The organism is Achromobacter sp. Marseille-Q4954 (assembly GCF_943737025.1).
GTDB lineage: Bacteria > Pseudomonadota > Gammaproteobacteria > Burkholderiales > Burkholderiaceae_B > Achromobacter > Achromobacter bronchisepticus_A.
The window spans coordinates 1978849-2003561 of the sequence record NZ_CALSFQ010000001.1 but is presented as its reverse complement, the minus strand read 5'-3'; the positions used below and the strand labels follow the sequence as shown (position 1 = coordinate 2003561).

Below are 24713 nucleotides of genomic sequence, written 5' to 3'. Positions count from 1 at the left end.
AAATATATCATTGGACTGGAATGATGGGCTGGCCGAAGATGATTGCCAGCGAGCCGTCCGCGAATGAGGCGAGCCGCAGGATGGAGACAATCATGCTGAAACTTGCGCGCGGCGCCCTGGCCGCCCTGAGTCTGGCCGTACCTCTGGCTGTTCCCCTGGCGGCGGCCGCGGCCTATCCGGACCGCCCCGTCACGCTGGTGGTGCCCTCGGTGCCCGGCGGCGCGGCCGACGTGGTCGGACGCCTGGTCGCCGCGGAAATGTCCAAACAATGGGGCGTTCCCGTCATCGTGGAAAACCGCGCGGGCGGCGCCGGCGTCATCGGCGCCCAGGCCGTGGCGCGCGCCAAGCCTGATGGCTACACGCTGCTGCTGGGGCCGGACGCCTCGTTCACGGCAGTGCCTTACCTGATGCAGGACGTGCCTTATCGCACCGAGGACTTCGCGCCCGTCGCGACGCTGGCGACCCTGCAATACGTGTTGGTGGCGGCGCCTACAGCGCCATTCAAGTCATTGCGTGAACTGCTGGAGCAGGCGCGCGCCCGGCCTGACGCCATCACCTATGCCAGCGGCGGCCCGGGTTCGACTCACCATTTGGCGATGGCACTGTTCGAGCACGCGGCCGGCATCTCGCTCAAGCACGTGCCGTACAAGGCCGCGCCCCAGGGCTTTGTCGGCGTGATGGGCAGCCAGGTCGATCTGATGTTCATCGTCGCCAGCACGGCCGTGCCGCAGATCAAGGCCGGCAAGGTGCAGGGGCTGGCCAATGCGGGAGCCGCGCCCATCGCGGGCGCGCCCGACCTGCCGATGGTGAAGGACGAAGTGAAGGACTTCACGTTCTATAGCTGGTTCGGCCTGTTCGCGCCGGCGCGCACGCCTGCGCCGGTGCTGGCCGATTTGCAGCGCGCCGTGGCCACCGTCCTGAAGAGTCCAGAGGTCCGGGACAAGATGCAGGCCCAGGGCATGATCGTGGGCGATCAGGACGGGTTGGGCTTGAGCGAACGCATCGCCCATGACACCCGTGTTCTCGCGCCCGTGCTTTCCGACATCAAGACCGCCACCAGCAAGCAGCAATGAAACGCCCCAACATTCTTCTCATCACGACCGACCAGCATCGCGGCGACTGCCTGGGCTTTGCGGGACGCCGGGTCAAGACGCCGCACATCGACCTGCTGGCGAGCACGGGCACGCATTTCGCGGCCTGCATAACGCCCAACGTCGTCTGCCAGCCTTCGCGCGCCTCCATGCTGACCGGCCTGCTGCCGCTGACGCATGGCGTCTGCGACAACGGCATCGACCTGGATCTGCGCGCCGGCGAGGCAGGCTTTGCTGGCAGCCTCGCCGCTGCCGGCTACGACACGGGCTTCATAGGCAAGGCGCATTTCTCCACGCACCATACCTTCCAGGCCACCGGACGGCCCGAATGCCAGTACAGCGAGGCTGGCATGGGACCGGACTGGGGGGGGCCGTACATGGGCTTCAAGCATGTGGAGCTGGTGGTGGAGGGCCACAACTATTGGCTGCCCACGCCGTTGCCCGGCGGCCTGAACCATTCGCGCTGGCACTACGGCGACGGCTTGGGCGAACTGCGCAACCAGCTGTATGAGACCGACCTGGGGCCGGCCAGCGGCGCGCCGCAGACCTTCAATTCCGCCTTGCCCGCAGCCTGGCACAACTCCGCCTGGATCGGCGATCGCACCATCGACTACCTGCGCGAGCATCGCGACCGGCCGTTCTGCCTGTGGGCCTCGTTCCCCGATCCCCATCACCCCTTCGATTGCCCCGAGCCCTGGTCGCGCCTGCACCATCCCGACGAGGTCGATCTGCCGCGCCATCGCGTCACCGACTACGATCGCCGGCCTTGGTGGCACAGGGCCAGCATGGAGAGCAAGCCCATGGGCAATGCCGAAGTGCAGGCGGTGCGGCAGAATTTCTCGCGCATGCCGACCCAATCGGACGAGGCGCTGCGCCGGATCATCGCCAACTACTACGGCATGATCTCGCTGGTGGACCATCAGGTGGGGCGCATCATGAAGGCGCTGAGCGAGTACGGGCTGGATCAGGACACCATCGTGATCTTCACCTCAGACCACGGCGAATGGCTGGGCGACCACGGACTGATGCTCAAGGGGCCCATGCCATATGAAGGCCTGCTGCGCGTGGCCATGGTGGCCAGCGGCCCTGGCATCGCGGCCGGGAGAAGGGTGGAAGACCCGGTTTCCACGCTGGACCTCGCCGCGACCTTCTGCGACTACGCCGGAGCGTCGGCCTTGGGGCCGCAACACGGCCGCAGCTTGCGCCCGTTGCTGGAAGGCGGAGATGCCTCCCGCGAGTTCGCCTTGAGCGAATGGGATGTGGCGGCATCGCGCTGCGGCGTGGAGCTGAAGCTGCGCACCGTGCGCACGCGCGACTGGAAGCTGACCGTCGAACTGGGCAGCGGCGCGGGTGAGATGTATTGCCTGACGGAAGATCCGGACGAGATGGACAATCTCTTCGATGATCCGGGTCATGCCGCGAAGCGGCGGGAACTGGCCGCCATGCTCGCAACCCGGCCCGCGGACCAATTGCCGGCGCGCGTGCCGGCATCGGGTATCGCTTGAACGCGCGGCGCAAACAGGGGTCAAGCCTGCTCAGTGGCCGGCTGGGCATCAGGCATGGCCACGGCGCTTTTCACTGCGGCGAGCACGTCGTCGCAGATGCGCGCCACCGCGTCTGCCGATCCGCGCACGCCTGGCTGGTTCAGGCGGGTATCCAGCTGAGCGCACTGTTCGGCCAGCGCGGGCAGGCGGAAAATGGCCAGCATGCCACGCAAGGCGTGCAGTTCGCCGCGCAGGCGGCCGCTGTCCTCGTCGACGGCAGCGCGTTTGATGGTGTCCAGGGACTGCGAGCAAGATTGCTCCAGCGTGCGCAGCAGCGCCGGGGGAAAGGCGCGTCCGCCGGTCAAGGCCTGCGGACCGTTGTCGGCCGCCTCCGGGGCTTGCCGCGGGCCGGGTCCGGTTTGTCCGCACACGTCCAGCAAGGCGAGTTCGAGTTCGGCTAGCGGCAGGGGCTTGGTCAGCACCCGCGCGATGCCGGCTTTGCCGCAGCGCTGCCGCTCGTGCTTCGTCACGCAGGCCGTGGCAGCGATGACGGGCATGTCCGGCCGCATGGATCGGGCCTGTCGGGCCAGCGCGTAGCCGTCCATGCCGGGCATCGCGAGATCGGTGACCAGCACGTCATAGCGCTGCGATGCCAGCAGCGTGCAAGCCTGCGCGCCTCCCTCCGCCAGATCGACTTCACAGCCCAGCAGTTTGAACTGTTCTTCGAACAGGCCGCGGTTGGCGGCGTTGTCTTCGGCCACCAGCACCCGCAACGAACGGACCGAATGCCGCGGTGCGGGCGTGGACGCCGCGGTAGCGAGAGGCGTGTCCTGCAGCACATGCCGCAGGGCCGAGGCCAGGCCATGCAGCCCGTACATGGAAACGCTGAGCTTGCGTCCCGTGTCCTGCGGCGTGGCGGGCCCCAGCATGCCGCAATCGATCACCCACGAAGATTCGTCCAGCAATCTGTCTTCGTCCTCCGCCTGCCAGTCGATCTTGTCGCCCCAGATGATGAGAACCGTCGCTTCGTCCAGCATGTCTTCGTCCAGTTCGGATGGATGGCGGCGGGCGTTGACGCGCAGTCCCCAGGTCCGCAGGATGGCTTCCAGGCGGTGACGGCAGTTGTCGCGCGCGGCCAGCAGCAACACCTGCTCGCCGGCGAACCATGGCCTGTCGGCCTCGCGGGCTTCGATGCCCAGCGGCAAGGAGAACGCGAACAGGCTGCCGCTTCCAGGTTCGCTGCGCACGGACAGGGAGCCGCCCATTGCCTCCACCAACCGGCAACACAGGGTCAGCCCCAGGCCCGTGCCGCCATAGCGCCGGCCTATGGTCGCGTCGGCCTGGCTGAAAGCGCGAAAGACACTCTGCGCCTGTTCTTCCGTCATGCCCATGCCAGTGTCCTCGACCTCGACGGCGATGCCGGCCGCGTCGGTCCGGGTACGCAGTACCACCTTGCCTTGGTCGGTGAACTTGATGGCATTGGAGAGCAGGTTGTGAATGACCTGTCCCAGCCGGGTGGCATCTCCTCGCATTGGCTGCCTGAGCGCAGCGCCCAGATCGCCCAGCAAGGCCAGTCCTTTGGCCTGGGCCTGGGGCGCGAACATGGACAGAGCGTGCGAGGTGACTTCGAGCAGGTCGAACTCCGCCTGCTCCAGGCTGAGTTCGCCGGCCTCGATCTTGGAGAAGTCCAGCACATCGCTGATCGTGGCGAGCAGCAGTCCCGAGGACGCCCGCACGGTTTCGAGACGGTTGCGCTGGACCGGCGCCAGGCGCGAGCGCGAGAGCAGCTCCAGGTGTCCCAGGATGGCGTGCAGCGGCGTGCGTATTTCATGGCTCATCGCCGCCAGGAAGGCCGACTTGGCGGCATTGCCGCGGTCCGCGGCGGCCTTGGCTTCGCGCAGGCGGTGGGCTAGCTGGTATTTTTCGGTGACGTCGATGAACGCCGCCACGACCACGTTCGACCCGCGGTAGCGCGCGCCTGCCATGCTGACCGACAAGGTGACGGGAGTGCCATCGCGGGCCACGAACGAGAGGTCTTCCTCGACCACATCCGTGTCGCGCTTCCCTGTGGGCGCGCTGGCGCGCCGCCGATAACGATTGGCCAGCTCTGCCGAAAGGCTGAATTTTCCCACGCCCACGCGCGCGGTCATCTTCTCCATGGCCGGGCTGTGCAGCAGCGGACTGCCGCTGGCAGCGTCGATCAGGCCCAGGCCCACGGGAGCCGTCTCGATGAGAGTGCGGTTGAGATGCTCGCTCTCCAGCGCCAGCCTGGAACGGTTCATCAAGGGTCGGACCACGCGCAGCTCGAAGTAGAGCAGCAGCGCCCATATCAACGCCAGCGTGGTTGCAGTCATGATCGCGGGCGTGGTCAGCTGTGCGCTTATGGCATTGACGATGCTGCTCCAGTCCAGCGTAAAGACCAGCACCCAGTCCGTGGGCCCCAATCCTTCCGAAATCGAAAACTGGCCAGAGCGCGTCCTTTCCTGGCGCGTTCCGGCAGGAATATCGGCGAGGTCGGCGGCCGGAGCCATTTCCTGAGCGTCGCCGGCACCGGCGCCCGGCGATGCAGCGATGAGTTGGCCGCTGGCGGACATGATGGCGAAGTCGCCCGCCTGCCGGCTCACTGCCTGCGAAGCGCCGGGTTGCAGGGGGGAATACTCCGTCACCAGCACGGCGACGGGCACGCCCTTGTCCAGTATGGTTCCACCGATGCGGAATACCTGCTTGCCCGTGATCGGATTGGCGACGGGAGGGATCCAGCGCAAGGAGCGCCATGTGTCGGTGCCGGCATCGGTGGCGATCAGCATGCGCCGGCTGACTTCGCCGGTCAGCAGGGCGAGGTAGCGGTCGCGGTCCGCCAGGATCCGCTGGCGGACCGCTGCTTCGGGGGCGGGAACCAGGCCGGCGATGCTGCCATTGACGCCAAAGAAGAACGAGGCCAGCGAGTTGTCATGGGCTGCGGGCCCGCCTGAGGGAATGCGGCCGATCTGCTCGGCCAGATTGAAGAACTTTCCTGTCGCACCGTTCGTCACCCGGCCGCCGCCCGAACCCAATATCCATTGAGAGCGGGAATCCTCGTCGGACTCCACCAGCAGCTCTTCGCCCCGGCTGCGGTACTTTGCTATCTGAGCGGCATCAAAGGGCGCCGCTTCCCGCCACATCAGCTCCGCGCTTGCCTGGCTGATGCGGAAGGCGTTCTCGCGCGTATAGATTTCCTTCATGAGCACGGCGTGTTCGGCCACGAACGATTGGCGCACGTACTCCAGATATTTTTCGGCGGTGGTCTTGGCTTCCAGGGCGAAGGTCAGCAGCACCGCGACCGTGATCAGCACGCCGCCGCCCAGGCTTTGCCAGCGCTGATAGCGGCGAAAGCGCGTCACGGTATCGAGCCGCGAGGGGCTCAGGCGGTGGCGTAGTCGAATCAAGGCGCGGGGGATGCGTGTCAGGCGGCGCCGGCATGCGGTCGTGGATGGGGGCGCTGCAGGTTTCAGGGGGGGCGGGCGCAGTTACTTGAACATTTTTCCGACAGGCGTGGCGCAAAGGCGTACCGGCGGTTTTGACATGGATCAAGCGGCTGCCACTCGGGCTCGGTCGCGTTCAGCGTGTCGACATTGAACAAGAGGCAAGCGCAGCCGCCGCCGAAGATTCAGCCGCATTCTCATCCTCCGCTTCGGGTAGCGTCACGTCGGTCATTGGCAGGGCAGCGCAGCCGTAACGGATCAGGTCCGCGTCGCGTTCGATGCCCAGCTTTCTCATCGCGCTGCGCTTCTGGGAACTGACCGTCTGCACGCTGCGGCTGGAGATCTGCGATATCTCGGTAATGGTGGCGCCCGCGCAAAACAGACGGATGATCTCAGCCTCTCGCCGCGTCAACCGTGGCTGTTGCGCCGAGAGGGATTCGCGGATGATCATGTCCTTCACGGTCGGCGAATAGTAGGTCCGGCCGCGGCTCATCGCGTGTATCGCTTCGGCGATATGGCGCGTTGAATCCGCCTTGCTGAGGATGCAGAGGTTCTTTTCGGCCAGCAGCGCCCGCAGCAGCGTGGGATGCTCGACCATGGTGAGCACGGCCACTCGCAGCGCCGGGTAGCGTCGCCGCAGAAATCCAATGAGCCCCAGCCCGTCGCCGTGCTTGCCGCCCGGCATCGCGTAGTCCGATACCACCGCGTCGCAGGGTTGGGTTTCCAGCAGGGCCACCAGGTCCGTGGAGTTCCTGGCGCAGCCGATCACTTCGATGGCCGGGTCTCGCGCGAGCTCATGGCTCACGCCCAGGGACACGATGGGATGGTCGTCGGCAATGATGACGCGGATGCGGCCGTGTGACATGTTTCTTTTCCCGTTCATCCAGAGCCTGCTGCGGAACTGCCGTGCGTCCATGGCGATTGCCGCCAAGTTTCGCAAGCAGACGTTTGAAACGCTGTATGTGCGCGGCGGCTGTGACTATGCCGCTTGCAGCCATATTACCGACGGCGTCCTCGCGAAAGAATAGGAGGAGTACTAAAGTACGGCGCTTGCCGCAACCGCAGCCAATCGCGCTGCGCGGCGGGCGGTCGCCAAATCGTAGAAGTACGACTCCGCTTTCGTAGTCTTCCCACAGTTCCACGCCCGTCCGCTCCGTATTCTGCCGGCAGGACGAGTATCGCCCGGCATGGCCGGCGCGTCAGCCGGTCGGGGACGAGCGCTTCCCGTGCAAGAACGGCAAGGAGCGGGGGGATGGGTGATGAAAGGGGAGAAAGCGCGCTATCGGATGGCCGCGCTGGGCGCGGGGCTGGCCATGGCCTTGTGTGCGGACGCTTTGCGGGCGCAGATCCCGGATGCGGGGCGCGCCATTCGTGACCTGCAATCGGTTTTGCCCGCCATGCCTTCGGGCCACACGGCTCCCGAGGTGCAGTTGCCCGAGCCGCAGCCGCCTGCAGCCGTGTCCGGCGTTGCGGCCGCAGGCCCCGCCGTCCGGGTGCTCGAGTTCCATGTCGAAGGCAACCACGCCGTTGACGCAGCGATATTGCAGGCGGTGCTGGCCGATCTGACGGGCGCGGCACTGACGTTCCCGGACCTGCGCGCCGCCGCTGATCGCATCACTGCCTATTACCACGATCAGGGATATGTGCTGGCGCGCGCCTATCTGCCGCCGCAAGCCATCGATGCGGGCATCGTGCGCATCGCCGTGTTGGAGGGCAGGTATGGCGAGATTGGCCTGCGGAACCGCGCGCGGGTCCGCGATGCCGTGCTGGAGCAGGCGCTCTCCGCCTTGCGTCCGGGTGAGGCGGTGCAGGCCGGCGAGCTGGAGCGCGCGCTGCTGCTCTTGAGCGACCTGCCCGGCGTGGCGGTCAAGGGTACGTTGCTGCCTGGTGCGGAAACCGGGACCACCAGCCTGCTGGTGGACGCCGAAGCGGGACCGCTCGTCTTCGGCAGCCTGGACGCGGACAATTTTGGCGGCTACTACACAGGCGAGTACCGGCTGAGCGGAAGCATCGGCGTCAACAACCCCCTGCGCCTGGGCGACCAGCTCAATCTGCGGCTGTTGGGGAGTGATGGCGGCCAGCGCTACTACAACGCCGCCTATCAGCTTCCATTTGGCTCCCGGTCCACGCGCGTCGGCATGGGCGTGTCCAGCATGCGGTACGAACTCGGCAGGCGTTTCGGCCCTCTGGGGGCGCACGGCCGCGCCGACGTGTCGACCGTGTTCATCCAGCAGCCCTTGGTGCGCTCGCGCCACGCCAGCTTGCGCCTGCAATTGCAGCACGAGCGCAAGCGTTTGGTCGACAGCATGGATCTCTTCGAGGTAAGCAGCCGCAAGCGTATCGGGCTATGGACTTTAGCCCTGGCCGGCAGCAGCGAGGACGGATGGTTCGGCGGCGGACGGACCGCCTTGCAACTGTCGCATGGTCGAGGCCGGCTGCGCCTGGGCGATCCACAGGCCGAGGGCGAGGACCGCCAGACAGTGCGCGCCGCCGGCTGGTTCGCCAGGACCAATCTCTCGATCAGCCGCTTGCAGCAGCTCACTGGCCGCTTACAGCTGTATGCGCGGGTGGATGCGCAGTGGGCTTCGAAGAATCTGGACAGCTCTGAGAAATTCAGCCTGGGCGGGCCTTATGGCGTGCGCGCCTATCCGTTGGGCGCGGCCAGCGGCGACGAGGGCTGGCTGGCCGGCGCCGAACTGCGCTACCAACTGGCTCCCGGGTGGCAACTGAGCGCCTTCGCCGACCGGGGCAACGTGCGCCTGAGCAAACGCCGCTGGACGCCCGGCCGCAACCACAACGGCCTGGCTGCGGCGGGACTCGGCGTCACGCAGTACGGCGCCAGCCATCAGGTGAACCTGAGCGTCGCCTGGCCGATGGGCCGGCAGCCGCCCGCCACGGAATCCGACCGGGAGCCCCGCTTCTGGCTCCAGGCGTCGCGCTATTTCTGACTCGGGCGCACCACGCGCGCAGTTTTCTTAACCGGCGCGGCCTGCCATTGCGGCGGATCCGCCATTCTTGCGAGGCAATCATGAACAAGACATATGCACTGGTATGGAACGAGGCCAGACAACGCTGGAACGTGGCGCGCGAGTCCGCGCGCCGCCGCGGAAAAGCCGGGAGCGGCAGGCGCGGCCGCGTTGCCGTGCTGGCCCTCGCCGGCCTGGCGGGCCTGTCTTGCGCGCATGCCGCGCCGACGGGCGGAACAATCGCGGCCGGCAACGGAATAGGCGATATCCACGCCACGCTGGACCAGAAACAGGTGTCGATCAATCAGCATACGCAAAAGCTGATCATCGACTGGAACAGCTTCAGTATCGGCGCGGACGAACGCGTCACCTTCAACCAGCCCGGCAGCGGCTCGATCGCGCTGAACCGTGTGAATGGCCTGTCGCCCAGTTCCATCCTGGGGCGCATGGACGCCAACGGTCAGGTTTTCCTCGTCAACCCCAACGGCATTGTTTTCGGCAAGGGCGCGGAGGTCAACGTGGGCGGACTGGTCGCCTCGACCAAGCAGCTTTCCGACGCCGATTTCAACGCGGGCAACTATCGCTTCACCGGGTCATCGGGGGCCTCCGTGCTGAACCAGGGCGTGATTGCCGCGCGCGACCGCGGCAGCGTCGCGCTGCTGGGCGCCAAGGTCAGCAATCAGGGGGTGATCCGGGCGCGGCTGGGGCGGATCGCGCTGGCGGCCGGCGGAGAGTTCACCGTGAACTTCGACGGCAATGGCTTGCTCGATCTGCGGATGGATGGCGCCGCGCTGTCCGCCCTGGCCGAGAATGGCGGCATGCTGAGCGCCGACGGCGGGCAGGTGCTGATGACGGCCAGCGCCGCGGGAGCGGCCTTGCGCACGGTGGTCAACAGTCAGGGCATCATCGAAGCGAAGACGCTGCAGGGTCAAGGCGGCAAGATTACGTTGGACGGCGGCGGTGACGGTCTGGTGGTGGCTGCGGGCAAGATGAATGCCAGCGCGCTCTCCTCGCATGGCAACGGCGGCGAGGTGGAGATACGCGGGCAGCAGGTGGCCGTGCGGCTAGGCGCCGAGGTCGATGCGCGGGCATTGAACGGCGATAGCGGAACCTGGCGCATCGCGTCGGCAGAGGTGACGGTGGGCGCTAACGCCACGGCGGCAAACGTCACGGTGCACGCGGACACCGTCGCCAGCAACCTCGCGGCCACCAACATCGTGCTGGAAGGCGCTGCGGGTGACGTCGCGCTCAATGGCCCGATAGCGTGGCACAGCGGCAACGCGCTCGGCTTGGTTGCGGCGGGTGATATCGCGGTCAACGGGGACCTGGCCGCAACCGGCCAGAACGCTGCCATCGCCATGTCCGCCGGCGGGGAAATCGCGCTTGCCGGCAAGACTGCCATTAGCGGCGTCAATGGCGCCCTGTCCTTGCAGGCGCCGGGAGGCCATGTGCTGGGCGAGGGGGCGGCGATCACGCTGTCCGGCGCAGGCGCGTCGTTCAGCGCTCATGGCCAGCGTTACGCGGTGATCCAGAACCTCGCCCAGCTGCAGGACATCGACCGCAATCTGAGCGGCTTGTACGTGTTGGGCAACAACCTGAGCGGACGCGGTTCGATCCAGGCGATAGGCGGTCCGTATGGCATCTTTTCCGGCACGTTCGACGGTCTGGGCAATACGCTCGGCGGCTATTCGGTCAGCGGCGCCGGTTCCAACGTGGGCTTGTTCGCCGCGTCGTCCGGCAGCATCAGCAATGTCAACCTGGCGTCGATGACGGTCAATGCGCCGGCCGCCGGCGCGGCATCCATGTCGGTGGGCGCGCTGGTGGGCCGCAATTCTGGCCAGATCGTCAATGTGTCCACGGCCGGAATGTACGTGAAGGGCAGTTCGTATCACCGTAACGTGGTGGGCGGTCTGGTGGGCACCAACGCCGGCGGCAGTATCGACCGCGCCACCGTTGCAGGCAGCGTATATGCAGGTTCGCACACGATCGCCATAGGCGGGCTGGCAGGTGAAAATCTGAATTCCGCGGCGAGCCGCGGCGTCATTACGCGTAGCGTCTCGCGCAATGTCGTATCGGGCGCGATGCAGCGCGATGAGCTGGGCGGCATGGGCGGCCTGGTTGGCGTGAATCGCGGCTTGGTTGCGGACGCGTCCAGCCACGCGAACACGCAGGCCACCGGCGCAGGCCTCAATGTTGGCGGGCTGGTGGGCAGCAACCTGGGCGGCGACATCGAGCGCTCGGTTGCGACCGGGCGGGTGCAGAACGGCAGCAGCGCATACACTGGAGGCCTGGTGGGGGTGAATAGCGGGACCATTTCGGGCTCGGCCGCGGAAGGTGGCGTCAGTGCCGAGGGCGGCGGCTCCACCGGCGGCTTCGCAGGACGCAACAGCGGTGGCGGCCTGCTGCTGGATGTCAAGGCCGGGGGGGATGTGACGGCCGCCTATGGCGTCAATGTGGGCGGCCTGGTCGGCGCCAACGATGGACGCATCGATACGGCGGAGGCGGGTGGCGAGGTCAAGGCCGGCTACAACCGGAATGGAGGCCGGGCCGGCGGTCTGGCCGGCTACAACAGCGGCACGATAGAGGCCTCTGTAGCCCGCGGCAAGGTTGCGGGTGGAGACTACGGATACGCCGGCGGGTTGGTCGGCTACAACACCGGGACGCTGGGAACGGTCAACGCCAGCGGCAACGTGACGGCCGGGAAGAACAGCGCGGCCGGAGGGCTGGTCGGGGCCAATCAGGGCTTGATCGTTTCCGCGATGGCCAACGGCAATGTCTACGGTGGCTTCAACAGCCGCGTTGGCGGCGTGGTGGGAGAGAACGGCGACATGGGGGAAGTCCTGCAGTCGTCTTCCGCCGGTGAGGTGGGAGGCGCCGGCCAGGCTTACCTGGGTGGCATCGCGGGTCTCAACCAGGGCGCGGTTTCCTATTCCAGCGCGAGCGGCAAGGTGAATTTCGCCAACTCTCTTCAGCATACCTATGGCGGACTGGCTGGCGCGAACTACGGGGTGATGCGCGCCAACAGCACGTGGGGGCTGGCATCCCTGGTGCCGCCGGTGGGCTTGAACTACGGCATCGTCGAGCGTTGATGGACAGTGCATGAACAGGGCCATGGGCGCGCGCGTCCATGGCCCTGCTGGCATGAGGCGCCCTGGTCTCAGGGAAACTCGAAGGTGAACTCCGCGCTGCCGTCGGCGATGCCGGCCTTGACCGCTCCGTCGGCCGGCGCCGTTCGGATGTAGTGGGCCCGCAGCGTCAGGACGGCCTGGTCGCCGACGCGCTGCATGTCATACGCGGCGCCGAAACGGACCGGGACTTTGCCGGTATCGTTGATCATGGCGATGCCTATGCCCTCGGCGGCTTCAGACCCGGGCTTCAGGTTCAGCACATGGGGATCGGTGTTGGGGCCGTACTTGTCGGCAAAAGTAATGGTCGGCTTGGCCGAGGCGCTGCATTGGGTGAGCACGATGGAGAATTCCTTGGCAGGCGAGGTGGCTCCCGGTGTATCGAACAGAGAGAGGGGCAGGTCGCCCAGCGAGACAGGGATCGTTCGGTAGGCGCCGACCTCGCATTTGTTGGGGACGATTACCCCCGTGCCGCCGCCTATGCCGATGACGCCGGTGCCCTGGTAGGAAAACGGCAGGCTGCCGCAGACGCCGATAATGCCCGGTGTCCAGACGGGAAAGTTCTGGATGGCCTCGCCGTAGCTCACCGCGCCCTGCTGGTAGTTGATGGCATAGAGCATCAGCGTGATGTTGGGGTCCACGCCCGTCACTTTCAGTTCACCGCTGGGCAGGTTGGCCGCGGCGTCGGTCAGTACCAGGCGCTGAATGTACTCGGTGACGGTGGAGTTTTTCTGCGACGCGGACCCGGCGGTGTCGTAGTACACAGGACGCTTGTCCATGACCACGGGCAGCGCGCCGGGTTTGATCCGTCTTTCGACGCCGTCGGCGCCCATGACGGATACCTGTAGCCCGATGCCGGGTACGTTTGTCTGCGCCGTGCCGTCGGCGGCCACGCCTGTATTGGGGCCCCACTGCGCAGCGGCAACCAGTTCGTGGAGGATGCCTGCTCCCACGCCCGAACCAAGCTGGAAATTGTTGAATAGCCCGGCGCCCCGCTCGAACAGCACATCGCCGATCTGCGAGGAACTGGTCAGCGGCGAGACTTCACGCCAGGGGCCGCCGGCCTGGTTCGACTGGCTGCAATGGATGGCGGGGCGGTTCATGACCAGTTCGCCGCGAACCGGGGCGCACGGCAATGCCACCGCGGCGGCCAGCAGGAGTAGGGCGGGCCGTGCCGGTTTTTCGATCGTACGGGTGCGTACGGGAATAGAGAGCTTGCTCATCAGGGTGTACTCCTGGAAGCCGGGATCGGCTCGGACTCAGTTTGCGGCTGCGAGCGCTGCCGCGCCGTGGATCAGGTCGCCGGTGTCATCGGCGGCCTCGTAACGCAGCGTGCTTGCGTGCGCCTGGGGTTGATGGCCGGCGGGCAGCGCGAAGCGGGCGGTGGCGTAGGGCGGCAAGGTCAAGCCGTCCAGGCGTTGCACGCCCGCCGCGGCGGGAAGCTCCAGCCGCGCCAGGGACACATGGAAAGGGGTGGGGTTGTGCGCTTCCAGCAGCCATGGCGCCGCGACGTCACCCGTGCGCCGATACTTCCAAGCGACTTGCGCCGGGGCCTCCCGAGGATCGCCTTGCAACTCCGGCGGACGGAACAAGACCTTCATCCGCAGCCGGAATGACAGCTGCAGCTGGTTGCGGCGCGATAGCCGCAGCGAGGGGATTTCAAGGAAATTGATCCAGAATGCCGATTCGCGGTCGCGCGGCAGGGGTTCGCCCGTGTAGCGCAGTTCCAGCGCCTTGCGCTCGCCGGCATCCAGCCGGTAGACCGGGGGTGTCAGCACGAAAGGAACGGGCAGCTTGCTGGGATCGGTGCGCGCCTGCGCTTGCTCCTGATCCAGCCAAGTCTGCACCAGGATGGGTATCTCCCCCGAGTTGCTGGTGCGTATCGTTAGCGACCTGGCTTGCGCAGGATAGATGAAGCGTGTGCCGGTCACGGTCAGATCCGCATGCGCCCAGGCTGCCATGCCGGCCATCGGCAGGCAGGCGGCCAGGCGCAGCGCGCATGCGCGCAGAAGGCGCATCATCGGCGCGCCACCGGGCCGGGACCCGCAGGCCTGCCGCCGTCCGCCGGCATCGGCGCGCAGGTGAGGGAAAGCGCGTCGTAACCCCGGGCGCGTTGCCGCGCGCGCTCGGGCAGGGCGTAGTCGATGGCGCAGCGCTGCTGCGACCCGGGGCCCCACATCACGATGACGCGGCCCTGATCCTGCTCCACCCGCATGACGATTCGGCTGCCCTGGCCCACCGCGCCCAGCGGCTTGCCGTCGGCGGCGTTCAGCACTTCCGCGCCAAAGGGCAGCGCGGCGCCGTCGGCCTGGCGGGCGTCGATCAACACCGGCCGGGCCACGCGGGTCGGGTAGGACAGCAGCACGACTGCGCCGGCGCGGGGCGCCACGTTGCGCGAACTGGCCTGCAGCTCTACGTCGTCGGGAATGTCGCGCGGATCGATGTCGACGGTGTTGAGCTGGTAGGGGCTCAGGCTGGCGACGACGCCGTAGCCGCGGCCGTCCAGGCGGTCGCCGCCGTAGCCGATCTGCGCGCCTTCCGCGTGGTCAGCGCTTACCAACGCGATTGTTTCCCCCAACGTCTGCGAGAAGGTCACGCCGCCAGCATGGACAAGCACCCCGCCCGACGCGTTCAGCGACGCCTGGCGGTAGCCTGCTCCCTGCGAAATACCGGCTCCCACCCAGGACTGCGGCAGCCGGTAGCCGATGTTTGCGCTTGCCGAGTTGGCGTTCTCGCGGCTGGCATGAGACGCGGATACCGAATAGGTGCCGCGGTCGGACTCGCCCATCGAGCCGGCGACCGAGGTGGTGAAGTTGGCGCCGGCGCGGGAATCGGCGCTGTAGTAGCTGTTGAGCGTAGGGGCGCCGCGCTCGGCCCGCCCCAGGGGAATCGAAAGGTTCACGGTGACCAGGGTGGAATTGTCGCTGCCGCCGCCCCGGTAGGAATTGCGGGTGGCCAGGTTCTGCATGCGCTGCACGCCGAAGGAATAGGAAATGTCGCGCCAACGGTTGCTGTAGCCCAGCGCGAAGTTGATGGTGTTGCCACGGCCTTGCCAGTATTGGATGGCCGACCCCGACAGATAGACGTTCCCGCCGTTGACACCCAGTTGCTGGCTGATGTTGGCGTCGAGCCGCCCGCGCGTGCGGCCCACGTCGCCGAACCAGCGGTAGCGCTGCGGCGCGCCTTGCAGCGCGATGCTCTCGCGCAAGCCCACGAAGCCGCTGGTGGAATAGCGGTAGGCCAGGAGCGAAAAGTTGGTACCGCTATTGGGCAGGTTCTTGCTGTACGACAGGCGGTAGCTGGCGCCCGTCCGCGTGCCTTCGTCCGGAAGCTCGGCGCGGGATAGCGTGACGTCGGCCGCGAATGCGCCCAGCGCGGTGTTTACGGCGGCGCCAGCCAGCGCCGAACCATAGTGCCGGGTGAAAGCGAGGCCGCCGTAACCCGTGTACATGTCGCCCAGCCCGCGCTTGAACGTGCCCTGCAGCAAATATTGTGAGCTGCTGCCCAAGCCCAGATCTATCGCCCGCCCCGCGGTCAGACTGTAGCGGCTGGTGCCGGGCCGCAGCAGTTGGACTGTCGTGGCGAAGGGCACGACGAAGCTGCGCGCGCTACCGTCCGCCTCCACGATGCGCACGTCCAGGTCGCCGCCATATCCCGCCGCCTGCAGGTCTTCAAGCGCGAAGGGGCCGGGCGCCACGGTGGTTTCGTATACGAGGTAGCCACGCTGATACACCGATACCTGGGCATTGCTGTTGGCCGTGCCGCGGACAACCGGGGTATAGGAACGCAACGCGCTGGGCAGCATGCGTTCGTCGCTGGCCAGTTGCACGCCCCGAAACGATACGGAGTCGAACAGGTCGCCGTCGGTGGAACTCTCTCCCATCAACAGCTGCGCCTTCCATGCCGGTACGTCGGTCTTCAGATAGGTGTAGCCGCGCTGATAGTTCGCGCCGTGGCCCGGAGACCAGGTTGCGCTGCCGTAGTGGCGCAGCCGGAATGCGCCCACGTTGATGCCGGCATTCAGGCCCGCATAACCGCGCGTGGTGCGTGTGCCGCGGCTTTCAGAGGTGAAGAGATTGCTGTTGTAGTTCAGCCGGGCCGCGGTCACGCCGAAGTCCCAGTTCGACGGATCCACGTAGACGCCGGGCGTGGAGATGCGCAGATAGTACTTGGGTACGGTGAGATAGAGCTTCTGTTCGGCCACCTCCAATTTGACCTGCGCGCCGGGCACGTAGCGCGACAGCTCGCCGCAGGCTGCGGTAGCGGATAGCGCAAGCATGCCCTCGCCGCGCGCGGCCTTGTCGACGTCCAGGCCCAGGCGCGCCAGCAATGCGCTGTCATAGCACGGCGTGGTGCTGTCGCTGCCGGCCAGGAGGCGGAACGGGACCTCCTCCACGCCGCGCCACTGGCCGTTGACGTAGACGTCCAGCTTGTGCAGGCCGGGCTCCATGAAGTTGCCGCGCTCGAAGCGGCTGGTGTCGATGGCCGTGCCGCCTGCGCCTTGGAACATCATCTGGGGGTCGAAGAACGCCTGCTTGCCGTGTACGGGAGCGACCCAGGCCGCCGCCAGCGCGGCGGCAAGACCGGATGCGAGCCTTTCGGCCGCCCGGCGCCGGTTCGCGGGGCGAGCAAGGTCAGGCAAGCGGGGGCAAGCCCTTGCGTGTAGATTTTCCATCGGGACGTGTCAGCTCTGTGGTTCGCGGGCGCAAGCCGCGCCGCGCCTTTACTCGGTAACGGCCTGCTCTGCCTTGGTGGCTCCGCCGTAGTCGGTGATGACCTCGTACCGGACCGAGACCGGGCCCGCGGGTTTGGCCGCGCGGGGCGGCAACGCGAAGCGCGCGGTGTCGAATGGGGCGACCATGCCGCCCTCGAGCGCGCTGCGCTTGTCGCCCGCGACCAGATCGACGCTGGCGAAGGAGACGTAGTAAGGCGTCGGGTTCGTGACTTCCAGCGCCCGTCCGCGCAGCTTCCAGCTCAACAGGGCCGGCGCGGCCTGGACGTGGGGGCGCAGCGAGGCGGGCCTGAAGAACACCTTGATGCGCGAGCGGAACTGGAAGATCAACACATTGGAGTCGTTCGGATCGCGCGGCGGCGTCTCCAGCACGTTGAGATAGAACAGGCTCTCGCGATCTGCGGGCAGCGGCTCGCGGGTGTATGAGATCCGCAGCACGGCGCCGCTGTCCGGGTCCACACGCACGACCGCGGGCGCCAGGACGAAAGGCACGCGCATGTCCGCCGGTGACCTGTCCGCATTGCCATCGTCCAGCCAGCTCTGCGCCAGCACGGGGCCGGCGCCCGCGTTGCGGATGGCCAGCGTCGTGTCGCGGGAATCCGGTGAGATGACCAGGCGCGTGCTTTGCAGCACCAGTCCGGCCCGGACCGGTGTAGCCCAGGCGCACAGGGTCATGGCGCAGACGGCCGTCAGGGATGAAACGATGCGCGCTATCGACGCCATGACTGGCCCGCGCTTAGTTGTAGGACAGCAGATACTTGATGCTCGACGCGCCGGAGCCAGCGCCCGCCGCGCCGCCGACCTCGACATACTTGGCGGCGTACTTGAGTTCCGCCGTGCCCGGATTGCCCGTGATCGTGGCGACCTGCGGCGTGATTTCCGAACCGCCAATGGGAATGATGCCGGTGTTGCCAGCCGCGTTGTTGCGGATCTGGATCTCCACGTTGGGCGCGCGGTCGGCGTCCAGCAGCGCCAGGTTGCCCGCTGAGGTGCCGTTGGTCGGGTCGAACATGATGCGGACCTTCCTGCCGTCGGTGCAGCCTGCCCCGCCTGCAAGATTCAGCTGGAACTCGGCTTCGACGGCATTGCCCAGACCGACTTCTTCCGGCGTGGGCGTGCCCAGCTGCACTGTCTGCGTGTTGCCCAGGCCCGGGGTGTTGCCGTTGATGTCGCAACCGGGCGCGCGGATGACGCCCATGAAGTTGATGACGCCGTCGACCGCATGGGCAGGTACCGGCGCGAGCACGGAGATCAGGGCTCCGGAGGCCAGGAGAGAGGCGACGAGACTGCGTTTCATGTTGTGTTTCCTTTGAAGCTAGGCTTGCCCGCGGCGATCGAAACTGCCCCGGGCGCGAGACGGACCGGGGTCCTTGCGCGTCCGGAAAACAGCGATCTTTCTGGGGATTCATGTAAGGCCGGACGCCGCGAATGCGGTGATATCCAGGCGGTTCGTACCCGTCGGCCGTATGCTCGAATCTGTGCGAGCCGGCGAGTACGAATACTTTATGGGGCAGGGCCGGGAAATTTAGTCGGAAGACATCGATTTCCGCGTCTGAGGATTACGAATTTGCGTAGGGTTGCGTTGGCCGGGGACGTTGCGGATGCGCCGGGTGGTCAGAGGCATCCGGCCAGACCTCGCGTTGCGGATCCGCAATACTGCAGTATTGGAGGTCATGTCCGCGCTGTCGGGCGCATGGCCGAATGCGGGCTTTTTGTGATCGGGGGCCAGCGGTTCGAGGGTTGGACTCGGCTCACTTGTATTCAAGCGTGAACGTGGCGGTGCCATTCGCCACCCCGGCCGTCACCTGATCATCTTGCGTCTGTTCAACCGGTGACGCATTGGCTTGCGCTGTTGAGCGGATGGACGAAGGTGTAGCCCTGCCCATAGCTCGTGCGCAGCGGCAGTTCGATTCCCGCCATGCGCGCCCTCCGGCGCAGGCGGCCGACCACGCTGGAAACGATGGCGCGTTGCAGATGCACGGGGCGGCCCGCGGCATCCGGCCAGACCTCGCGGTGCAGGTCCGCAATACTGCAGTATTGGAAGTCATGCCCGCGCAGGCACGACAGCAGCGCAAATTCCTTGTTGCTCAACGCGATCTTGCCCGCGCTGTCAGGCGCGTGCAGCGCTTTCTCCGTTTCGACCAGCGCCCATTCGCGGACCGGCGTCACGCGGACCGTCGCGATCGTCCCCGCCAGGGCGCGGCGCTGCCGCGTCAGGGCTTCGGGGGCAGTGGCGGCTTCACGCTGCAGGCGCGTACGCAATGCCGAGGACAGGCGTTCCAGGCTGCTCAGCGCCGCCAGCAGTTCATCGATGCCCGCGTTCGAGGCCAGGCAGGCGTCGGCGCCGGCGCATATCAGTTCGGCCCGCGCGTTGGAGGAGTCATTGGCGGTGATCATGACCACCAGTCCGGCGACGTAGGGGCCGCGTCGCGCGCCCAGCATGGCGGCCAGCCACTCCACGCTGCCGTGCATGACGACATAGTGCAATCCTGGCTCGGCCAGCTGCTCCTGCAATCGAAGGACGGATTGGGTCAGGCATACCATCTGGACGCGGTCGCTCAGTCCCTGCACCAGCGTCGCGGCCGGCTCTATGGCTTCGACGCAAACATGGACGGTGTGGTTGAAAGCGGGTTTTTTCATGATCAGTGGCCTGTGGTTCGTGGGTTCGATGGGGCTTATTTGTATTCAAGCGTGAACGTGGCCGTGCCGTTCGCCACGCCGGCGGTAACCTGGTTTGCAGTCTGGTAGTAGCGAGCGTGGAATGGCACGTCGTAGACACCGTCCTTGGACATGCCGACCAAGTTGCTTTGGCCGTAGGTGACCGGCTGGCGGTCCTTGTCCAGGATCTGGATGCCTACGCCGGTCGCCGCATTGGCGTCGGGGCTCAAGGCGATCACGCCGGGTATCCCCGAGGCGTCGGGTTTGGCGTCCATGCGCAGGTACACGGCATTCAGTTCGGGTTTGGCTTCGCGGCAGTTCAGCTGGATGTTGAAGCGTTGTTCGGCGGCGGTGCTGCCGACCGAGCTGAACAGGTTCTTCCAGACCTTGCCTAACTGGATGGGCACGGTAGGGGCGGCGATGCATGACGGGGTAACGATGGACGTGGAGCGCCCGCTGACGGTCACTTGCAGGGCCTTCAGCGGCTCGTGGGACGAGTACATGGCTGCGTACTGCCCTGGTTCGAGAGCTCCGTTCCCGGTGATCTGGCCAATCTTGAAGAGCTGGGCGTGTATTACCCAGTTGGGGCTGGTGCTTGTTCCGTAGCTGCCCTTGCCCATGGGCGACGTAATGGGGAAATACTGGGTTCCGTTCTGCTCCCACATCCGAAATCCGATTCGAATGCCGATGCCGGGAATGTTCGTCCGAAACACGGAGTTGGAGCCGCTTACCTTCTCTCCTTTCAGGATGGAGCCCAACCTGGCGCCGTCGATACTACTTTTCCTGCAATCGATCAGGACTATGCTCTTATGGCTGATCCGAAATCTCTTGTCAGCTATCGGGGTGGTCAGGCTCACCGGCGTGTTCGGCGGTACGACAACGGGACCAAAGTCCAGAGTGATCACATTCTTGTCTATCCCTTCTCCCAGTACGCATTGCGCGAGAGTTTGCGGCGCATACCCGAACAACGTCAGCGCCAGGCATGCCGCCGCCAACATGCCGCTTATGTGTTTTCCCTTGACCGCGTGAGGTGCTTTCATCTCATATCCGTTCATGTGTCTTGCGATTTTCAATGCGCGCATCATTGGCACACGTAGCTGACTTCCCGTATGGGGGCGGGACGCTCCTCTTGCGGCAGGCTGTAGGACACGCCACAGCTGTCGCTGGCGCCACGGCCCCACACGATGCGCATCTTTCCGGACTGCTGAGCACCCGTCACGAAGGCTTGGCCGTCCGGCCCCACGATGCCGATTTCCTGGCCCGCTTCGTCGTCGATGCGCGCCCCGAACGGCACCACGCTGTTGTCCTTGCGGGTTAGCGTCATCATCAGGCGATAGCCCACGACCGTATCGAATCCCGCCTGTATCACTGCGCCGCGGGTGGGAACCAAGTTCACCGCCGCGTTCCTGACTTCAACGGTGTCGCCCAGGTCAGCGGTGCGCATGGCCAGGCGATTGGAACGGTAGGGGCTCAGGCTCGGGACGATGGCGTAGCCGCTGGCGTTGGTGCTCACGCCTGGATGCGATTCGAAGCGCACATCCTCGGCTGACGGCGCGCGCACCAGGGCAACGGTTTCACCCAGGGGTTGGCCCAGCGTCACGCCGTCGGCATGCGCCACGATCCCGCCCGACAGGCCCAGGTTGATCTGGTTGTAGCCGCGTCCCTGCGACGCACCCAGGTCGAAGCGGCCGATCTTGGACAGATAGCTGGCGTTGCCGGTGCTGCTGACGCCGCTCTGATTGGACGTGGCGGCCGTCAGGTTGTAGGTAAGCTGGTCGTCTTCGAGCGCGGAGCCGAAAACGCTGGCCTGGTGGCTGGTCTGGCCGTTGTTGCCCGTGACCACGGAATACTGCGCGCTGCTGCGCGAGGTACCCAGCGGAATCGACACGGACAACATGACTTGACGGTCGTTCGAACCATCGCGGCCAGTGTTCATGTTGACGAAGACGTTGTAGCTGACCTGCCTGTAGAAGCCGGAGTATCCGACCTGGATCAGCCGTTCCTTCTGATTCGTCTGCCAGTACGACTGCTGGCGCGCCGACGCGTAGACCGACCCCCAGGAACCGAGCGACTGCGCCACGTCCAACCGCAGTTCATTGCGGCGGTTGGGCATCCTGCCGCCCAGTTCGAATTCGTCGGCGCCGGTCGCTTCCTGGAAAGTCCTGTAGCCGCTGGTGGAATAGCGATAGCCGGCGATGCGGAAATTCGTGCCTGCTTCGTCGAATGACTTGGCATACAGGAAGCGCACCGATTGCCCCTGAGTCTTCAAGCGCTCGGTGGAGGTGCGGGCATGTGACAGATCCAGGGAAACCGCGCCGAAACTGCGCAGGTTCTTGCCCACGCCCACCAGTCCGGATTGATAGATGTTGGCTGCGGTGACGCCACCATACAGCGAGAACTCCTGGCCCAGGCCGCGCGCGACGGTGCCTTGCACAAAGGTGGGCTCGCGTTCGCTGGAACCGTAGGCGTTGCGGTAGCGCCCGGCGGTGACGCTGTAGCGCCAGGTGCCTTCGCGCAACAGCGTGGGCACCGAGGCATAGGCTTGCACGTAGCGGTTCTGGCGGCCGTCCGATTCCGTAATGGTGACTTCCAGGTCCCCGCCGGAGGAGGAGGGGTACAGGTCGTCCAGCACGAAGGCGCCGGGCGCGACATAGGTGCTGTACACGATGTAGCCGTTCTGTCTGACGGTGACCAGCGCATTGGTCCGCGCGATGCCACGTATGGTGGGCGCGTAGCCTTGCATGCTGTCCGGCAGCATGGAGTCGTCCGAAGAGACCTGCACGCCGCGGAACGGCACGCTGTCGAAGAAGTTGCCGGGCGTGTTGCCGTCGCCGATCAACAGTTGGCCATTGATCGAGCGCAAGTCGCGCTGCAGATTGGTTTCCACCGTCTGCCATTTGCCGCGGCCGTCGGAGCCGCGGTTGTAGTTGGAGCTATGGCGCAGGCGCCAGTCGCCGACGTTGAAGCCGCCGCGCAGGCCGGCGAAGCCCATATAGGGCGATTCGGCGCCGTTCTTGGATGAGCCGTCGTCGCTGCGGGATGAACCACCGCCTTGGCGGGACATGTTGAGCTGATAGTCCAGCAAGGCCGCGGTGATGCCTCTATCCCAGCGGGTCGGATCGACAGAATCGCGGGCCGTGCGTTTGACTGCGGCCTGCGGAATGCTCAGGAGCAGCCGCTGTTTTCCTCCGTCGAAGCTCACCGTCGCATCCTGTATCAGCGCAGCCAGGTCCACGCAGGAGCCGTCCGCGCCTGCCGATTCGGGCAGTGCGGCCATATTGACGCCCCAGGTTTCCAGCTGGTTTCGGGTCAGACAGACCGAGGGCTGCTGCTGGCCTTCCTGGGCTTGGATGATGATTCTGCTCTTGCCCAGCGACTGGTCGTTGACGATTGCGTCGGCCAGGTACTCGCCCGGCAGCACGCTATTGCCGAAACTGAAGATGGACAGGTCTGCCTGCGGCTGGTCGCCACCCGTGCCGAGGAATTCCTGATTGAAGACAGCGCCCGCCGGCTCGGCGGCCTGGCCTGAAAAGGAGGCCAGGCCCAGCAACAGCGATGCCAATGCCGCGGAAGGGGGCATGCGACCCTGCGATACGCCTTTCATTGCTTGAGCTCCGGGCGTTAGCGGCTTGCGGCAGGCGCGATGGGTTCGGCCTTGACGTGAACCGGGACCTGCGCGCTGGGCACGCGGACTTTTTCCTCGGGAGTCTCGGCGCCGTAGTCGTTGATGGTCGTGAACACGACGTCCAGGTCTCCAGGCGCGGACAGTCCGGACAAGGGGTACTCCAGCACGGCGCCGGGCGACACCATTCCGCCGTTGATCTGCTGTTGGCCGTTGTTGATGTTCAGCGTGGCGAAGGTGACGTGATAGGCGGAAGGATTGGCGATCTTCAGCACCGCGCCGTTGCCGCCGGAGGCGACAGCCCATTGCAGCTGCTGACGCTGTTCGCCAGGTTTGCCCGACAGGCCCGCAGGCCGGTAGAACAGTTTGATGCGGGTGCGCACTGCGATCTGCAGCACGTTCTCGTCCGGGCTCTTTTCCGGGATTTCCTTGACGTTCAACCAGAACACCGATTCGCGGTCGAGAGGCAGATTGCCGGCCAAGCGCAGTATGCGCAGCACGTTTTCCTGGCCGGGGTCCAGCCGCGACAGCGGCGGGCTGGCCACGAACGGCGTTTTGGTATTGCCTTCGCCGCTATCGATCCAGGCCTGCACGACGTAAGGGGACGTGCCGGTGTTCTTGACGGGAATGGAGGACTCGCGGTCCTTCTCGTTGAAAATGACGCGGGTGCCGCCGACCAGTACGCCAGCCATTGCATTGGCGTGGGCCAGCGTGGCCGCCAGGGCGAAAATCATGAAGGGTCGCGCCTTGAGCACGAACTGTTGCGCGATGTCTTTCAGCATGAGGATCTCGATGTCTTGCTCGCAAGCCTTCCATGGGCTTTGGCGGCGATTCAGGTCGCGGTTCCGTTGGAGCCGTCTGCTGTGTGGAGGCTTGGCGCCGGCCCCGCGCGGGGCCGGCGGTCGGGCAAAACGGCGTCAGTTGTAGTTCACCGTGAACTGCGCGGTGGCGTTGGCCGGGCCGGGGGTGACGGTGGCGGCGGTCGAAACGTAGGCGGCCTCGAACTTCAGGTTGTTGGTGCCGACGCCGAGTACATACTTCGGAGAGGGCGAACCCAACGCGATCTTGGCGCGTGAAGCGTCACGCAGTTCGACGGCGACGCCGGAGGCGCTGGCGGTCAGGCCGCCCGAATTCGAGATGGCAAGCACGTCGGTGCTGATGCTGTCCGGCGTGCCGCTGAACGTGATGCTCGCGCCCTTGGCCGATGCGCTGCAATCGGTCAGCTGGATCTCGAATTGGGCGGGAGTCGAATGCTTGCCCGCGGCGCCGTCCATGCTGGCGCGCGAAACCTTGCCGAGGGGGACGACCAGATTCGTCGCGCCAGGGGAGACCGAGCAAGGCGCATCGACGATTTCGCCGTTGAATTGGACACGTCCGTCTTCGGCCAGGGCGGCTTGGGAAACCGCTGCCGCCGTGGCGAGCAGGGCAAACTTGGCAATCGTATTCTTGTTCATGGAAGTAAATATCCTGAGTCGATTAATAATCAAAAGCGCCGCCTGGGGTTATTGAAAACAGGGGGCGACCGACTTTCGAAATGCTGTCTTTCGGTTTTCAGGAATTAACTTCCGTGCGAT

The 24713-nt window shown here is 66.0% G+C and carries 16 protein-coding genes; 4 read left to right on the top strand and 12 right to left on the bottom strand.

The features are described 5' to 3' along the window. Positions 1-92 precede the first annotated feature (92 nt). Both NGK62_RS09340 and NGK62_RS09335 read left to right on the top strand, forming a co-directional pair. Positions 93-1073, top strand: coding sequence for a tripartite tricarboxylate transporter substrate binding protein (locus NGK62_RS09340; RefSeq protein WP_165867775.1), 981 nt, complete (start codon positions 93-95; stop codon positions 1071-1073). Next, the gene (locus NGK62_RS09335) at positions 1070-2596 is read left to right on the top strand and encodes a sulfatase-like hydrolase/transferase (protein WP_251878158.1); all 1527 of its coding nucleotides are present in this window, start codon (positions 1070-1072) and stop codon (positions 2594-2596) included. The genes NGK62_RS09340 and NGK62_RS09335 overlap by 4 nt, the downstream gene beginning before the upstream one ends. Positions 2597-2616: 20 nt before the next feature. On the opposite strand, the gene NGK62_RS09330 is transcribed toward NGK62_RS09335, so the two are convergent. Further along, entirely contained in the window at positions 2617-6000 is a 3384-nt protein-coding gene (locus NGK62_RS09330; RefSeq protein ID WP_251878156.1) for a hybrid sensor histidine kinase/response regulator, read from the bottom strand. A gap of 172 nt (positions 6001-6172) precedes the next feature. Further along, the gene (locus tag NGK62_RS09325) at positions 6173-6952 is read right to left on the bottom strand and encodes a response regulator (RefSeq protein WP_502802954.1); all 780 of its coding nucleotides are present in this window, start codon (positions 6950-6952) and stop codon (positions 6173-6175) included. A gap of 343 nt (positions 6953-7295) precedes the next feature. Here NGK62_RS09325 and NGK62_RS09320 point away from each other — a divergent pair, with 343 nt between their 5' ends. Continuing rightward, the gene (locus tag NGK62_RS09320) at positions 7296-8984 is read left to right on the top strand and encodes a ShlB/FhaC/HecB family hemolysin secretion/activation protein (protein WP_251878154.1); all 1689 of its coding nucleotides are present in this window, start codon (positions 7296-7298) and stop codon (positions 8982-8984) included. A gap of 80 nt (positions 8985-9064) precedes the next feature. Further along, positions 9065-12091, top strand: coding sequence for a two-partner secretion domain-containing protein (locus NGK62_RS09315; protein ID WP_251878152.1), 3027 nt, complete (start codon positions 9065-9067; stop codon positions 12089-12091). A 68-nt stretch (positions 12092-12159) separates the two neighbouring features. Here the strand turns inward: NGK62_RS09315 and NGK62_RS09310 are convergent, their stop codons facing one another. The 10 genes from NGK62_RS09310 to NGK62_RS09265 form a co-directional block, all read right to left on the bottom strand. Continuing rightward, positions 12160-13350: a fimbrial protein gene (locus tag NGK62_RS09310; protein ID WP_251878150.1), complete on the bottom strand. Its 1191-nt coding sequence runs from the start codon at positions 13348-13350 to the stop codon at positions 12160-12162. Positions 13351-13386: 36 nt separating this feature from the next. Then, entirely contained in the window at positions 13387-14148 is a 762-nt protein-coding gene (locus tag NGK62_RS09305; protein WP_251878148.1) for a fimbrial biogenesis chaperone, read from the bottom strand. Further along, the gene (locus tag NGK62_RS09300) at positions 14145-16769 is read right to left on the bottom strand and encodes a fimbria/pilus outer membrane usher protein (protein ID WP_251878146.1); all 2625 of its coding nucleotides are present in this window, start codon (positions 16767-16769) and stop codon (positions 14145-14147) included. The genes NGK62_RS09305 and NGK62_RS09300 overlap by 4 nt, the downstream gene beginning before the upstream one ends. An 81-nt stretch (positions 16770-16850) precedes the next feature. Then, positions 16851-17582, bottom strand: a complete 732-nt coding sequence (locus tag NGK62_RS09295; protein WP_251878144.1) for a fimbrial biogenesis chaperone — start codon at positions 17580-17582, stop codon at positions 16851-16853. A 13-nt stretch (positions 17583-17595) separates the two neighbouring features. Next, the gene (locus NGK62_RS09290) at positions 17596-18156 is read right to left on the bottom strand and encodes a fimbrial protein (protein ID WP_059378141.1); all 561 of its coding nucleotides are present in this window, start codon (positions 18154-18156) and stop codon (positions 17596-17598) included. A gap of 527 nt (positions 18157-18683) precedes the next feature. Further along, on the bottom strand, positions 18684-19499 hold the full coding sequence (locus tag NGK62_RS09285) for a winged helix-turn-helix domain-containing protein (protein ID WP_251878141.1): 816 nt from the start codon (positions 19497-19499) through the stop codon (positions 18684-18686). Positions 19500-19534: 35 nt separating this feature from the next. Next, on the bottom strand, positions 19535-20557 hold the full coding sequence (locus NGK62_RS09280; RefSeq protein ID WP_251878139.1) for a fimbrial protein: 1023 nt from the start codon (positions 20555-20557) through the stop codon (positions 19535-19537). A 41-nt stretch (positions 20558-20598) separates the two neighbouring features. Next, positions 20599-23097 carry a fimbria/pilus outer membrane usher protein gene (locus NGK62_RS09275; protein ID WP_251878137.1) on the bottom strand — a complete coding sequence of 833 codons (2499 nt, stop codon included), beginning with the start codon at positions 23095-23097 and terminating at the stop codon, positions 20599-20601. 41 nt (positions 23098-23138) lie between these two features. Then, a complete protein-coding gene (locus NGK62_RS09270) occupies positions 23139-23921 on the bottom strand; it encodes a fimbrial biogenesis chaperone (RefSeq protein WP_251878134.1) in 783 nt (260 codons plus the stop codon). A 135-nt stretch (positions 23922-24056) separates the two neighbouring features. Then, positions 24057-24593, bottom strand: a complete 537-nt coding sequence (locus NGK62_RS09265; protein ID WP_118931633.1) for a fimbrial protein — start codon at positions 24591-24593, stop codon at positions 24057-24059. Positions 24594-24713: the final 120 nt, after the last annotated feature.